Origin of the sequence: Roseomonas sp. USHLN139, assembly GCF_037145735.1 — a bacterium.
In the GTDB taxonomy this organism is placed as follows: Bacteria; Pseudomonadota; Alphaproteobacteria; order Acetobacterales; family Acetobacteraceae; genus Pseudoroseomonas.
This window is the reverse complement of sequence record NZ_JBBCWY010000001.1, coordinates 848,478-862,882: the sequence shown is the minus strand read 5'-3', so window position 1 is coordinate 862,882 and position 14,405 is coordinate 848,478. Positions and strand designations below refer to the sequence as shown.

The following is a 14,405-nucleotide window of genomic DNA, read 5'->3' as shown; positions in this document are numbered from 1 at the left end:
GGTCAGTCCCCGTCCAGGGCGTTGAAGCCGAGCGGGATGTCGAGCGCCGGCGGCAGGCGGGTGGCGAGCAGCAGCTTCAGCGCCGCCGCCTCCTTCTGCAGCTGCAGCGCGGCATCGCGCCGGCCCTGGATGCCGAAATCCTCCTCCAGGGGCAGCGGCAGCGCCGCCGCCGTGGCGTTCACCTGGTCGAAGGCGCGGGTCAGCAAGCCGGCCAGCTCGGCGTCGACACCCTGCACGGCGGGGGCGAAGGCGGTGCCCCAGAGCGCGCGGGCGGCGGCCAGGTTGGCCTGGATCGCCTGGCCGGAGAGGCCGCTGCGCCAGGCCTCCAGCAGCTGCATCCGGCTGGTCGAGGGGCTGCTGCCCAGCGGCCGGCTGAGCTTGCGGTCGGCCACCAGCTCCACCGCGGCATAGAGCGCCTTGAACAGTTCCAGCGTCGCCTCGCGCGGCGTGGCATAGGGGCTGCGCGGCTCGGCCAGGACGCGGGCGAAGGGCTGCTCGCCGCCGGTCCAGCCGGCCAGCAGGTCCTGGGCCAGGGTCGCCAGATTGCCGCCGATGGCGCGCAGCAGGGCAGCGCGGTAGCCGGCCTCGGCGTCGCCGGCGCGCAGCCGCGCCACCGCCTCCTCGCCCTGGATCAGCCGCTCCAGCGCGGGCAGGCCCTGGGTGGTGACCTGGCCCAGGGAATTGGCGCGGGCCTCCAGCGCCGCGGGATCGCGGGCGGCGATGGCAGCGGCGAGATCCCGGCCGATGGCATTGCGCGGGTCGGGCCAGAACTGGATGCGCTCCTGCCGGCTGAACAGCTCGGCGGGGCCGAAGCGCAGGTGCTGCACCGCCTCCCAGGCCAGCAAGGCCTCGGCGAAGCCCTGGCGCGCGGCGAGCAGCGCCGCCTGCTCGGCCGGGGTGCGGGCCAGGGTGTCGAGGCGGGCGGCCAGGTTGGCGGTGGCCTCGGCGAAGCGGCGATAGGCGGGCAGCAGCACCTGCTCGACCGCGGCGCGGTTGAGCGCGCGGAAGCCGGCCTCGTCCGGGGCCGCCATGGCGGGCAGCGGGGCCTGGATCGCCAGGATCGGGGCCGCGAGGAGCAGGAGGGAGCGGCGCGAAAGGGACATCACAGGGAATCCAGGAAGGCCAGGAGAGCCGCGCGATCGGCGGGCGAGAGGCCGAGGACGCGGTCGCGGGCCGGTTGCGCGGTGCCACCATGCCACAGAATGGCCTCGAGCGGCGACCGGGCGCGGCCGTCATGCAGATAGCCGACCGGCCCGCCGGCGACGGCCGCCGCCAGGCCGAGACCCCAGAGCGGGGCGGTGCGCCAGTCCTGGCCGCCCGCCCGCCCGTCGGGGCGGCCATCGGCGAGGCCCGGCCCCATGTCGTGCAGCAGCAGGTCGGTATAGGCGGCGACGCCCGGCGCCAGCGCGGGGCGGTGGCAGGCGGCGCAGCCGATCGCGCCGAAGACGGCTTCGCCCGCCCGGACCTGGGGATTGTCCGCGTCGCGGCGGGGCGGCACGGCAAGGTTGCGGAGATAGGCCAGCACCAGGTCGAAGAGGGCGGGCGCGACCTCGCTGGCCTCGCCGGGGGCCAGGCCGTGCGGGGCGGCGCGGCATTCCGGCTGGCGCGCGGTGCAGTCGCCCCAGGGGGCGGGCCGCAGCGGCGTCGACAGGCCGAGGTCATTGGCGAAGGCGGTGGCCACCTGGTCGTCCAGCGTCGGCTCGGCAGCCTTCCAGCCGAAGCGGCCCAGAATCATCTCCTGGCGCGACGGGCTCCAGACATGGTTCGGCCGGCCGCGGATGCCGTCGCGGTTGTCGCGCGGCGCCAGGATGGCTGCTTCGGGGACGCGCTCCAGCAGGCCCAGGCCGATCAGCGACGGGGCCTGGCGGGGGGAAAGCTCCATGCCCGGGTGGGGGGCGCCATAGGCCGGGTCGGTGAAGCGGTAGCTGGGGCTGCGCAGGCTGACGCTGCTGCCATCGGCCAGGGTGACGGGGGTTTCCTGCCAGGTGGTGACCACCCTGCCCTCGCCGCGCAGGCCGGCCACCGAGAGGGGCTGGATCTGCAGGCCGTAGGTGGGTTCCGGCGTGGGGCCGCTGGCGCCTTGCGGCGGGATGGAGGTGCGGAACAGCAGAGAGAGCGGCGGCTCCTCCCCCTGCGGCAGCGGGCCGCGGCCGTTGCGGGTGTGGCAGGCGGCGCAGGAGCGAGCGTTGTAGAGCGGCCCCAGCCCGTCCGAGGATCTGGTCGAGCTGGGCGCCTGGACCCAGAGTTTGCGGAAGATGCTGTCGCCCAGCCGGAAGTCGAGTCCCTGCGGGGCTGCCGGCTGGCGGTAACTGTTGCGCAGGTCCTGGCCGCCTGCCGGCGTCCCACCGAGCAGCCAGGCTGCGGCGGCCATGGCCGCGATGGTCGTGAAACGGCCGTGCATCAGAAAAAAGAAGGGGGTTCCAGGGGGAATTCATTCCCCCTGGCCTTCCTACCGGAAGACCTTGCCCGGTTCATCGAGGCTGTCCGAGCCTTCCAGGCTGATGGCGGGCAGCTTCATGGCGGCGACGACGCGTTCGATGCTGCGGGTCTGGGCCAGCAGGGCGTCGATGCCGGCCTGGAGGGTGGCGTTGCCTTCCCTGTTCCCCTCCGCGAGCATCTGGTCGTAGGCCTCCTTCGTCTCCGCGCGCCGGACGATGGCGTCGAAGGCGGCCTCGGTCGCGGCGAAACGGGCGTCCATCTCCTCGCGCAGGCGGCGGTCGGTGCGGTCGACCAGGTTGCGCAGGCTGGCGCCGCGAATGGTCGAGCCGTCGAGGCGCCGGTATTCGCCGCGCCAGACGGCGACCATGCCGCGGATATTGCCGCGATGGCTGGCGTGGGTGTTGTCGGAGAAGCAGTCATGCTCCTCCTCCGGGTCGTGCAGCATCAGGCCGAGCTTCATGCGCTCGCCGGCCAGCTCGCCGTAGGAGAGGCTGCCGATGCCGGTCAGCATGACGGTCAGCACCTGGGCCGGCGCGCTGGCGGCCAGGCGCTGGCGGACCGCGCCGCCGGGCAGCCATTGGTCGAGCATGTCCTGCAGGTCGCGCAGCAGCAGGTCGCAGACGATCTTAAGATACTGGCCGCGGCGGTCGGCATGGTCGGCGGTGGTGTAGTCGGTGAACTTGCGGTCGCCGGCGCCCGGGCCGGTGCCGTTCAGGTCCTGGCCCCAGAGCAGGAACTCGATGGCGTGGTAGCCGATGGTGACATTGGCCTCGACGCCGGCGGCCTCGTGCAGGCCCTCGATCAGCTCGGGCGTCAGGGTGGAGAGGTCGCGGGTCTCGTCGCCGAATTTCAGGCTGCGCGAGGCGATGATGTTCGCCGCATAGAGAGGGTTCTCGTCGGACTCGGTGCCGTAGCGGGGATCGACATAGTCGATCAGCCCCTCGTCGAGCGGCCAGGCGTTCACCTTTCCCTCGCGCTCGTCCATCTCGGGGTTGCCGAAGCGCAGCGCCTCGGTCGGCATGTAGGGCTCGCGCGCGGCGATCCAGGCGCGGCGGGCCTCGGCCAGCCCGGCCTCGGAGGGGGCGGCCAGGAAGCGGGCCACCGCCGCCTGCAGCTGCCTCGCGGCGGCGACCGCATCCTCGAACATGGCCTGGCCGAGATCGGCGTAGAAACGGCGCACAGCGCGCTGCTCGGGGGCGGTGCCCTGGGCCAGGGCGCGACCGGACAGGAGCGGCGCCATCAGCGGGGCAAGGAAGAGGCCGGCGGCCAGGCTGCGGCGCTGCATCGGGCGGTGCTCCTGTGGTTGCTTTCCGAGGTGGCTGGGCGACAGAGGGGCCGCCACCCTGCCCTGCACGGCGCGGGCTCTGAAGTATTGCAAAAAAGTCGCATTTGCAAGTTTGGGGCCGGGCGGCGCCAAAGGCCATTGACCGGTTACCAGGCGATACATAAGAGATGAGAAGCATTCTCATTCGCAGGATTCCCGATGAGCACCTCTTCCGCTTCGCGGCATTCCGTCTCGACGGCCGCCTCGACGGCTGCCTGGATGGCCGGCATGGCGCTGGGCCTGCCGGGCGCGGCGCTGGCGCAGGGCAGCGCCGGCACCGCCCCCGGCAGCCTGCCCGGCGCCACCGCGCTGCCCGCCGTCGACGTGCAGGGCTCCGCCCCCGCCAACACGCTGCAGCGCCAGGCCCCGGTCGGCCGGCTGCAGGGCACCGTCCAGGACACGCCGCAGACCATCAACGTGGTGCCGCGCGAGATCCTGGAGCAGCAGAACGTCACCACGCTGGAACAGGCGCTGCGCAACGTCCCCGGCATCACCGCCTCGATCGGCGAGGGCAATGGCGGCGTCAACGGCGACCAGTTCCGCATCCGCGGCTTCGCGGCGCAGAACGACATCTATGTCGATGGGCTGCGCGACTTCGGCGCCTATACGCGCGACGCCTTCACCTATGAGGACGTCTCGGTCATCAAGGGGCCGTCGGGCTTCGCGCTGGGCACCGGCTCGGTCGGCGGCGGCGTCGCGGTGAACACGCGGCTGCCGCAGCTCGGCAACAGCTACGGCATGACGGCGACCGGCGGCATGGGGCCCTTCGCCCGCGGCACGCTCGACATCAACCAGCAGATCGGCGAGACCAGCGCGATCCGGCTGAACCTGATGGGGCAGTACAGCAGCACGGTCGGGCGCAGCGACGTCGACAGCCGGCGCTTCGGCATCGCGCCGTCGATCGCCTTCGGCCTCGGCACCGACACCACCTTCTCGCTGCACTACCAGCACTACCAGTACAACAACACGACCGATGCGGGCGTGCCGGTGGTGACGCCGCGCGGCACGACGATCGGCCGGCCGGCGACCGAATACGGCCTGCCGCGCGGCACCTGGTACGGCACCGACAGCGACCGCGACAAGGTGCAGCTGGACATGCTGACCGCCCGGCTGTCGCACAAGGCGAATGACTGGCTGACGCTGAGCAACGACACGCGCCTCAGCCTGATCGACCGTGACTTCGCCTATTCGATCCCCAGCTGCGACGTGACCTGCATCGGCAATTTCCGCACGCGCCAGCCCGCCACGGCGACGATCAGCGGTGCCAGCGCGCCCTATCACCAGGAAAGCTGGGCGATCCAGAACGTGGCGCAGGCGACGGCGCGCTTCACCACCGGCGCCTTCCGCCACGAGCTGGTCGCCGGCATCGACGTCTCCTACGAGAATGTCGACCGCACCGGCTATGGCTATCTGACCAGCCGCGGCACCGCCTCGATCTTCGGCGGCGACAGCGACCTGAACCTGACGCGCGGCGCGGCCAGCAACACGCGCGAGACCGGCATCACCACCTATGCCGGCTTCCTGAACGAGCGGCTGTGGCTGACCCCGGAGCTGTCGCTGATCGGCGGCGTCCGCGTCAGCCGCTTCGAGGTCGACCACGAGGCGGTGACGCTGGCGACCGGCGTCCGCAACGACATCAATGCCGACCACACGGTGGTCGATCCGCGCGCCTCGATCGTCTGGCAGCCGACCCCGGCGCAGACCTTCTACGCCACCTACTCGACCTCGACGACGCCGCCGGGCGCGCTGTTCACCACGCAGAACAGCACGGTCACCAACTTCCAGCCGAGCCTCGACCCCGAGCGCAACACTTTGTGGGAGCTGGGCGCCAAGCTGGGCTTCTTCGACAACCGCCTCGGCCTGTACGGCGCGCTGTACCGGATCGAGAAGTCGAACGCCAATGGCACCGATCCGGTCAGCGGCAACATCATCCAGAGCAGCGACGAGCAGCGCAACCAGGGCGTCGAGATCGGCATCACCGGCCAGATCACGCCGGCCTGGAACATCATCGCCAACTACACCTGGATGGACAGCGAGACCCGCAAGTCCAACACGGCGGCGAATGTCGGCAAGCGCGTGCAGTATGTGCCGGAGAACGCGGCCGCCGTCTGGACCACCTATGAGATCAACAAGGGCCTGCCCTGGAACCTGACCATCGGCGGCGGCATCACCTGGCGCGACCAGGTCTTCCTGAATGCCGCCAACACCGCCGAGGCGCCGTCGAACTTCTCGGTCGACGCCATGGTCTCGCACCGGATCAACGACCGGCTCCGGGTGCAGGTGAACGGCTACAACCTGGGCGACGCGCTGAACTACGACGCCGTCTTCGGCAGCCGCGTCATCCCCTCCGCCGGACGCACCGTGCTGTTCACGGTGGCCGCCGAGTTCTGACACCGGGCCGCCTTTCGCCGGCCTGACCAGGGGGGAGCCGCAACGCGGCTCCCCTTTGCCGCATCAACCGACCCCTTCGCCAGAGCGAGCCCGCCCATGCTGGTGCATATCCCGAATGTCCTGACCCCCGAGCAGGTCGCCCATTGCCGCCGCGTGCTGGAGGCGGCCGAATGGGTGGATGGCCGCGTCACCGCCGGCGAGCAGTCCGGCAAGGCCAAGCTGAACCTGCAGGTGCCGGAGAATTCCCGCCAGGCGCGCGAGCTCGGCGACATCATCCTGCAGGCGCTGGGGCTGAACCCGATGTTCACCAGCGCGGCGCTGCCGCTCCGGGTCTTCCCGCCGCTGTTCAACCGCTACGACGTCGGCATGACCTTCCACGCGCATGTCGACAACGCCATCCGCTTCGTGCCCGGCGCCAATATGCGCATCCGCACCGACGTCTCCTCGACGCTGTTCCTGACCGATCCGGAAGACTATGACGGCGGCGAGCTGGTGATCGAGGACACCTATGGCACGCAGCGGGTGAAGCTGCCGGCCGGCCATATGGTGCTCTATCCGGCCACCAGCCTGCACCGGGTCGAGCCGGTGACGCGCGGCAGCCGCTGGTCCTCCTTCTTCTGGACCCAGTCGATGATCAAGGAGGACAGCCAGCGCCGGCTGCTGTTCGAGATGGACCAGTCAATCATGAAGATCCGCGCCGACCTGCCGGACAGCCATCCCGGCGTGCTCGGCATGACGGCCGCCTACCACAACCTGCTGCGCCAGTGGGTGGAGATCTAGCGCCAGCTGGCGCGTCCTCGACCGCCTTCCCCGCCTGAACCCAGGACCGACTATCGGCCCTGCCCGGTCCGCACCGGGCAGGCAGGCCCCGCGGCCCGGCCGCCTGATCTCCAGGCCTGGCTGGCAGCACCTGCCGGGCCGCCCAGGCCGCGCCCGTCGCTGTCGGGCCGTTGCTCCCGCTTCTCGATCCAGCCGTCATGCGGTGATCCGGGCGGGCCCTATACTGCAACGCCCTGGATCTGCTGCCGGCTTTATTTTGCGTTGCACAATTGTTGCCGCGCTCTGCACCAGAGCCTCGTTGCCGGCATGGTACACATTCGGTTTATTCCTGCCGCCGCTGCTTGCTTCCGGTGTATGGAAGGGGCATCTCACCGCCGCCCTTCGGCCCTTCCCGGCCTCGCGGCGCCTTCAGACAGCCTTGCCGACCCACCCCCGGCCCCTTCTGGTCTTCCAGGAGAGCCCCAGGAAATCTTGTGTCATGATCAGATCCCGGCCCGTCGTCATCGACGGCCGTTTCATTGGCGTCGCGGTCACCCAGGACGGGGGCTGGCGCTTCATTGCCACCGATCCGGCTGCGCGGGCCGCCGAGGGCCAGCTCTTCGCTGCCCTGCCCGGGCTGCAGCAGCGCGTGCAGGCGGCCCTGATCGAGAGCCGCATGCCGGCCATGCGCCGCGCCAGCTGAACGGCGCCCAGGATCGCTTTTTCCTCTGCCCCTTGCGCTGCTGCGGGAACCTGGCCCTAGGCGGCCTGTTGCAGTCGGGAGCGGCTGTCGCTCGCAGGGGATCAGAACCTCCCGATCATATCCACGCGACCCGGCGGCGCGGCCTGCCTGGATATCACGGCGATTGCAGAGCGATGCGAGCGGCTTAGCGCGCGGGGCGGTGCCCTGGACGCGGTCGGGCGGCGGGCTTGCGCCTTGCGGTCTTCACTTGCACCGGGCGCAGCGGGCCTGCTGGAATACGCGGGTGAACGGATGTCTCCCCCCCGGCGGCACCGCGGATCCTCGTCACCCCCGTGCCTGGATCACCAAGGTGTCCGACCTCACCCTCTGCCTCAGCGGCTATCCGATCCGGATCCGCCTGCATATCGGCCGTGCCCAGCCCTATACGCTGGAGGTCGATGGACAGGCAGGCCGCCCCTATTCCTCGCTGCGCCAGGCGCGGGCCGATGCGCTGCTGCGCGCCCAGGAATGGGATGAACGGATCGAGGCCGCCGAAGCGCGCGCGCTCTGATCGCGCTGCCACTCGGCTGCGTTCTGGATCGACAGGGAAAAGGGAGGGACTGGGTTGGTGGGCGCACTAGGGCTCGAACCTAGGACCCGCTGATTAAGAGTCAGCTGCTCTACCAACTGAGCTATGCGCCCCAGCCTTGAGGGAACCCGAAGGCGCCTTCACGGCTTGACCGGTTCTGAGGTGGGTTGGTGGGCGCACTAGGGCTCGAACCTAGGACCCGCTGATTAAGAGTCAGCTGCTCTACCAACTGAGCTATGCGCCCCACCGCTGCGGGGCTCGGTCGGCCGCCCCGCTCAGGTGAGGCGGGCTTTTACCCGATCCCTGGCCAAGCGCAAGCCCCTCAGTCGCGTGCCGCGCTGAATTCTGCATTGCGATGCACCCAGACCGACATCAGCAGGCCGAAGCCCAGCATGGTGGTCAGCATGGCCGAGCCGCCATGGCTGATCAGCGGCAGCGGCACGCCGCCGACCGGAATGCTGCCGGTGACCATGGCGATGTTGACGAAGACATAGAGGAAGAAATTGACGCCGAGGCCGATGGCCACCAGCCGCCCGTACTGGTGCCGGCAGCGCAGCGCCACCAGCAGCGCGAAGCCCACCACCAGCGCCAGCAGCGCCAGCGTCGACATGGCGCCGACCAGGCCGAATTCCTCGGCCAGCATGGTGAAGATGAAGTCGGTCTGCTTCTCGGGCAGGAAGTTCAGGTGGCCCTGGGTGCCCTGCAGGAAGCCCTTGCCCCAGATGCCGCCCGAGCCCAGCGCGATCTTCGACTGGATGATGTTGTAGCCGGCGCCGAGCGGGTCGCTCTCCGGGTCCAGGAAGGTCTGGATGCGGGCGCGCTGGTAGTCGTGCAGGTGCTCGTAGGCGATCGGCGCGATGCCGGCCGCGGCGCCGATCAGGATGGCGAATTTCCACCAGCGCACGCCGGCCGCCCAGAAGATGGCGCCGCCCACCATCAGGGTGATCAGCCCGGTGCCCAGATTCGGCTGCTTCAGGATCAGCCCGACCGGGATCAGCGCCGCCACCACCGGCGGGATCAGGAACAGCGGGTTGCCGACCCGCTCCCAGCTGGCGCGGTGGAACCAGTGGGCCAGCGCCAGGATCAGCATGATCTTCATCAGCTCGGATGGCTGCAGCTGGATCGGGCCGAGCTCGATCCAGCGCTGCGCCCCCTTCCCCACCTGGCCATGCACCGCGACCAGCACCAGCAGGCCGAGGCCCGCCAGCCAGCCGGCCCAGGACAGCTTGGCGATCACCCGGATGTCGATCATGGCGATGGAGAGCATCATCACCAGGCAGAAGCCGAAGCGCAGGGCGTGGCGGCTGGCATAGGGCTCGGCCGCACCGCCGCCCGCCGAATAGAGCGCCACATAGCCCACCGCGGCGACCGCGCAGAGCAGCAAGACGAAGCTCCAGGGGATCAGCCAGAGCTTCTCCAGCACGCCGGCGCCGCGGTCGCGGGTCAGCAGGCGGCGTTCGAAGACCATCATCGGGCGGGCACCATCATCGGCGGGGCGTCTCCGGCGGACCGGCGGGCGGCCGGGCGCCCTCGGCAAGCTGCTGCGGGCTACGCAGCGCCTCGGTGGTGCGGGCCGGCGGCAGGCCATTGGCCTGGGGCGCGGCGGGCGGCGTGGCGGCGGGCGGCGTGGCGGGCGGGGTGGCAGGCGGCGGGCGCAGCCGGTTCATCACCTCGACCATCACGTCGCGCGCCAGCGGCGCCGCGGCGCCGGAGCCGCTGGTGCCGTGCTCGACCACCACCGAGATGGCGTATTGCGGATTGTCATAGGGGGCGAAGGCGACGAAGAGCGCATGCGGCCGCCATTCGCGCGGCTGGTTCTCGACGCGGAAGCCCCTCTCGCGCTGCTCGCGGGAGACGCGGCGCACCTGCACCGAGCCGGTCTTGCCGGCCAGCACGCCGAGATTGCCCGGGATCTTGGCGGTCCTGCCGGTGCCGCCCTCCTCGTTGACCACCGCCCACATGCCCTCGCGCACCAGCTTCAGGTCGCGCTCGGGGATGCCCAGGCTCGGCCAGTCCTCGGCGCGGATGCCGCGCTGCGTCCGGCCATCCAGGGCGCGCGTCAGATGCGGCTGCACGGCGCGGCCGGTCGCCAGCCGCGCCGTCATGGTGGCGAGCGACAGCGGCGTCATCTGGTAGAAGCCCTGGCCGATGCCATGCACCACCGTGTCGCCGAGATTCCACGGCTTGCCCTGGTCGATGCGCCATTGCCGGGTGGGCACGAAGCCGCTGCGGGTGCCCGGCAGCTCGATCTCCAGGTCGACGCCGAGCCCGAAGCGCCGCGCCATGGCGGAGATGCGGTCGATGCCGGTGCGCTTGGCGACCTCGTAGAAATAGACGTCGCAGGAATGCTTCAGCGCGCCGCGCAGGTCCTGGCTGCCATGGCCATAGCGGTTGTGGCAGTGGAAGCGGCTGTCGCCCAGGTCGTAATGGCCGGGGCAGAAGACCCGCTCGCCCGGGGTGACGGTCTTCGCGTCCAGCGCGGCCAGGCCCACGATCATCTTGAAGGTGGAGCCCGGCGCATAGAGGCCGTTGGTGGTCTTGTTGATCAGCGGCGTCGCGCGGTTGCGGGTCCATTCGCGCCATTGCGCGTTGGAGATGCCGGAGCTGAACAGGTTGGGGTCGAAGCTGGGTTGGCTGGCCATGGCCAGCACCTCGCCATTGCGCGCGTCCATGACGACGACGCTGGTGCCTTCCTCGATCCGCTCGCGCACCACCTTCTGCAGCTCGGCATCGATCGAGATCTGCAGGTCCTGGCCGCGCACGCCCTCGCGCCGGTCGAGCTCGCGGATGACGCGGCCAACGGCATTGACCTCCATCTGCACGGTGCCGGCGCGGCCGCGCAGCAGCTTGTCATGGTGCCGCTCGATGCCGGAGCGGCCGACCCGGATGCCGGGCAGCGCCAGCAGCGGGTCGCCATCGATGTCGCGCTCGGCCGGCGGCGCGACATAGCCGACCACATGCGCCAGGTGCTCGGTATAGGGGTAGAAGCGGGTGGTGCCGACATCGACGCTGATCCCCGGGAGGTCGGGGGCATTGACCTCGATCTTCGCCATCTCCTCCCAGGAGAGGAATTCCCGCACGACGACCGGGACGAAGCGGCGGCGGCGGCGGATGTCGCGCTCGATGCGGGCGCGCTCGGCCTCCGACATCGGCAGCAGGCGGCTCAGCGTCTCCAGCGTGGCGGAGACGTCCTGGGTTTGCTCGGCGGTCAGCAGCACGCGCCAGTTCAGGTCGTTGGCGGCGACCACCCGTCCGGCGCGGTCCAGCACCCGGCCGCGCGGCGGCGCCAGCAGCCGGGTGGAGACGCGGTTCTCCTCGGCCAGGGTGGCGTAGCGCTCGCCCTCCTCCAGCTGCAGCTTCTGCAGCCGGAAGCCCAGGAAGCCGAACAGCCCGAGCTGCCCCGCCCCCAGCAGCAGGGCGCGCCGCGTGAAGATGCTCGAACGCCGCTCCTCGTCCCGCTTGCTCACCGCTGTCCCCCGAAGGCCATCGCCAGAACCCAACCCCGTCCTGTCCGCCAGATCGGGACAAGAACACAGAAAACAAGATGTTACCCGAAGCGGCCGGCTTCTGCCGCCGGAAACGGAGCTAGGCCAGATCCTCGGCCCGGCGCATCGCCCGGTGCAGCCGGGTCAGCAGCGCCGCGATCGCCGGATAGAAGCCGGCGCTCAGTGCGAACTGCACCAGCGCCGGCGCCACCGCGGGCAGCCGCAGGTTCAGCACCGTCACCAGGACGAAGCCCAGCGCCGCGGTGCCGGCGGCAAAACCAGAAAAAATCAGCCAGACCAGCAGGAAGGACTGGCGGACCAGGAAGCGGCGGAAGCGCAGCGCCAGGCCGTGCACCAGCAACAGGGTCAGGATACCGGTGCCGAGCGGCGCGAAGCCCAGCAGATCCTGCAACAGCCCCATGCCGAAGCAGATGGGCGGCGACATGGCGGCGGGGCGGAACACTGACCAGAAGAAGACGCAGCCCAGCGTCACCGCCGGCAACGCCGAGGGCAGGCCGACCGGCGTCGAGGTCAGCACCATCAGCAGCACGGTGGTCACCGCGGGGAAGGCGGCACGGGCGATGGCATCCAGCCGCCGCAGCAGCCCCATGGGCGGCTGCGGCCGCCCCTTCACCCTGCGCTGCTCCTGCATGCTGTCGCCTGACGCGGTCGGGCGCGGCTCAGCGCCGCGGCCGCGGCTCCGGCCGGGCCACCGCCTCGGGCGGCAGGATGCCGGTCAGGCCGAAATCGAAGATCCGCAGCAGGTCCAGCCTGTCGAGCCGGGCATAGAGCTCGACCTCCGGCGCGCCGCCCTCGCTCCAGCGCACCACGCCGACCGGGAGCCCCGCCGGGAAGACGCCGGCCTCGGCGCTGGTGACGACGCGCTCGCCATTCTGCGGCGGCTGGCCCTCCGGCCAGTGCTGCAGCCGCGGCCGCTGGCCATTGGTGCCGGCCAGCATGGCGCGCGACCGGCTGCCCTCCAGCACCACCGGGATGCGGCTGTTCATGTCGGTGACCAGCAGCACGCGGGCCGAGCGGTTGCCGACCTCGGTGACGCGGCCGGCCAGGCCCCGCTCGTCCAGCGCCACCTGGCCCTTGCGCAGGCTGACGCCAGGATTGACCGAGAGCAGCACGGCGCGCGCATAGGTGCCGCCGGCATCGGCGACGACGCGGGCGGTGTGGAAGCTGGCCTGCGCCTCGGGCATGTAGTGCAGCTGCCGGCGCAGCAGGCCGTTCTCGGCCTCCATCGCCAGCGCCGCCGCCTGCCAGCGGTGCAGCCGCTCATTCTCCTCGCGCAGGCGGACATTCTCGGCGCGCATCGAGGCCAGGTAGCGCAGGTCCTGCACCGCGTCGCGCAGCGCGCCCATCGGCTCGGCCACCACGGCATAGATCGGCGCCAGGGTATCGGCCAGCGCCATGCGGCCGCGCTCGACCAGCACGGTGTCGGCCTTGCCCAGCAGCATGGTGCCGAAGGCGGCGGCGATGAGCACCGGCATGGTCAGGCGCGACAGCGCCTGACGCAGAGGAATGCTGAGACGGATCACGCAGCCTCCATCCGCCCGGACCGGCCGGGCGAAGGCCTTTAATACATGGAGGAGAGGACGTGGCGAAGCCGCTTCATCTCGTCAAGTGCCCGCCCGGTGCCCAGCGCCACGCAGGCCAGCGCCTCCTCTGCCACGGAAACGGGCAGGCCTGTCGCTTCGCGCAGCACCTGGTCGAGCCGCTGCAGCAGGGCGCCGCCGCCGGTCAGCACGATGCCCTTGTCGACGATGTCGGCGGCGAGCTCGGGCGGCGTGTTCTCCAGCGCCACCTTCACCGCCTCGACGATCTGGGTCACCGGCTCGGCCAGCGACTCGGCGATCTGGCGCTGGCTGACCACCACCTCGCGCGGCACGCCGTTCATCAGGTCGCGGCCCTTGACCTCGGTCAGCGGGCCTTCCTCGCCGTAATCCGGCATGGCGGCGGCGCCGATCTCCATCTTGATCCGCTCCGCCGTGCTCTCGCCGATCAGCAGGTTAAACTGGCGGCGGATGTAGCTGATGATCGCCTCGTCCAGCTTGTCGCCGCCGACGCGCACCGAGCGCGCATAGACGATTCCACCGAGCGAGATGACCGCCACTTCCGTGGTGCCGCCGCCGATATCGACGATCATGCTGCCGGAGGGCTCGGTCACCGGCAGGCCGGCGCCGATCGCCGCCGCCATCGGCTCCTCGATCAGCAGCACCTTGCGGGCGCCGGCGGATTCAGCGGATTCCTGGATGGCGCGGCGCTCGACGGCGGTGGAGCCGGAGGGCACGCAGACGATGATCATCGGCGAGGCGAAGGAGCGCCGGTTGTGCACCTTGCGGATGAAATGCTTGATCATTTCCTCCGCCACCTCGAAATCGGCGATGACGCCGTCGCGCAGCGGCCGGATCGCGGCGATGTTCCCGGGAGTGCGGCCGAGCATCAGCTTGGCCTCCTCCCCCACCGCCAGCACCTGCTTGCGGCCGCGGATATCGGCGATGGCGACGACCGAAGGCTCGTTCAGCACGATGCCACGACCCTTGACATAGACCAGCGTGTTGGCCGTGCCGAGGTCGATGGCCATGTCGGCGGAGAGGAAGCCGAACAGGCGAGAGAACATGCAGCGAACCTTCCAGGAGTCAGCAGCCGTTGAGGCACCGGCGCGCGCCCAGGCAGGTGGGCGGAGCGAAGGCGCCGTGGATTACCTTCCCCGGCCCTCCCGCTCAAGCG

At 70.7% G+C, this 14,405-nt stretch carries 12 protein-coding genes and 2 tRNA genes; 4 read left to right on the top strand and 10 right to left on the bottom strand.

What is annotated here, in order from left to right; all coding sequences use genetic code 11:
* Positions 1-2: 2 nt before the first annotated feature.
* The 3 genes from WFI16_RS04015 to WFI16_RS04005 form a co-directional block, all read right to left on the bottom strand.
* Positions 3-1,103 carry an imelysin family protein gene (locus tag WFI16_RS04015; protein WP_419896496.1) on the bottom strand — a complete coding sequence of 367 codons (1,101 nt, stop codon included), beginning with the start codon at positions 1,101-1,103 and terminating at the stop codon, positions 3-5.
* Positions 1,103-2,371 (bottom strand): di-heme oxidoreductase family protein, encoded by a 1,269-nt coding sequence (locus WFI16_RS04010; protein WP_419896495.1) that lies wholly within the window; start codon positions 2,369-2,371, stop codon positions 1,103-1,105. The genes WFI16_RS04015 and WFI16_RS04010 overlap by 1 nt, the downstream gene beginning before the upstream one ends.
* 78 nt (positions 2,372-2,449) lie before the next feature.
* Positions 2,450-3,724, bottom strand: coding sequence for an imelysin family protein (locus tag WFI16_RS04005; protein ID WP_419896494.1), 1,275 nt, complete (start codon positions 3,722-3,724; stop codon positions 2,450-2,452).
* A gap of 198 nt (positions 3,725-3,922) precedes the next feature.
* Between WFI16_RS04005 and WFI16_RS04000 the strand changes: the two genes are divergently transcribed.
* The 4 genes from WFI16_RS04000 to WFI16_RS03985 all read left to right on the top strand — a co-directional run bounded on the left by WFI16_RS04000 (position 3,923) and on the right by WFI16_RS03985 (position 8,166).
* Entirely contained in the window at positions 3,923-6,154 is a 2,232-nt protein-coding gene (locus WFI16_RS04000; protein ID WP_419896493.1) for a TonB-dependent receptor, read from the top strand.
* Between the two features lie 96 nt (positions 6,155-6,250).
* Positions 6,251-6,934 (top strand): Fe2+-dependent dioxygenase, encoded by a 684-nt coding sequence (locus tag WFI16_RS03995; RefSeq protein ID WP_419896492.1) that lies wholly within the window; start codon positions 6,251-6,253, stop codon positions 6,932-6,934.
* A gap of 478 nt (positions 6,935-7,412) precedes the next feature.
* Positions 7,413-7,616: a hypothetical protein gene (locus tag WFI16_RS03990; RefSeq protein WP_419896491.1), complete on the top strand. Its 204-nt coding sequence runs from the start codon at positions 7,413-7,415 to the stop codon at positions 7,614-7,616.
* Positions 7,617-7,965: 349 nt separating this feature from the next.
* Positions 7,966-8,166: a hypothetical protein gene (locus tag WFI16_RS03985; protein ID WP_419896490.1), complete on the top strand. Its 201-nt coding sequence runs from the start codon at positions 7,966-7,968 to the stop codon at positions 8,164-8,166.
* A gap of 55 nt (positions 8,167-8,221) precedes the next feature.
* On the opposite strand, the gene WFI16_RS03980 is transcribed toward WFI16_RS03985, so the two are convergent.
* The 7 genes from WFI16_RS03980 to WFI16_RS03950 all read right to left on the bottom strand — a co-directional run bounded on the left by WFI16_RS03980 (position 8,222) and on the right by WFI16_RS03950 (position 14,295).
* Positions 8,222-8,297 (bottom strand) — tRNA-Lys (locus tag WFI16_RS03980).
* A 55-nt stretch (positions 8,298-8,352) separates the two neighbouring features.
* Positions 8,353-8,428: transfer RNA gene (locus WFI16_RS03975), tRNA-Lys, on the bottom strand.
* Between the two features lie 78 nt (positions 8,429-8,506).
* Positions 8,507-9,652: a rod shape-determining protein RodA gene (rodA, locus tag WFI16_RS03970; RefSeq protein ID WP_419897145.1), complete on the bottom strand. Its 1,146-nt coding sequence runs from the start codon at positions 9,650-9,652 to the stop codon at positions 8,507-8,509.
* A 16-nt stretch (positions 9,653-9,668) separates the two neighbouring features.
* Positions 9,669-11,651 carry a penicillin-binding protein 2 gene (mrdA, locus tag WFI16_RS03965; RefSeq protein WP_419896489.1) on the bottom strand — a complete coding sequence of 661 codons (1,983 nt, stop codon included), beginning with the start codon at positions 11,649-11,651 and terminating at the stop codon, positions 9,669-9,671.
* A gap of 118 nt (positions 11,652-11,769) precedes the next feature.
* Entirely contained in the window at positions 11,770-12,321 is a 552-nt protein-coding gene (locus tag WFI16_RS03960) for a rod shape-determining protein MreD (protein ID WP_419896488.1), read from the bottom strand.
* A 28-nt stretch (positions 12,322-12,349) separates the two neighbouring features.
* The gene (gene mreC / locus WFI16_RS03955) at positions 12,350-13,213 is read right to left on the bottom strand and encodes a rod shape-determining protein MreC (RefSeq protein WP_419896487.1); all 864 of its coding nucleotides are present in this window, start codon (positions 13,211-13,213) and stop codon (positions 12,350-12,352) included.
* Between the two features lie 38 nt (positions 13,214-13,251).
* Positions 13,252-14,295, bottom strand: coding sequence for a rod shape-determining protein (locus WFI16_RS03950; RefSeq protein WP_419896486.1), 1,044 nt, complete (start codon positions 14,293-14,295; stop codon positions 13,252-13,254).
* Positions 14,296-14,405 lie beyond the last annotated feature (110 nt).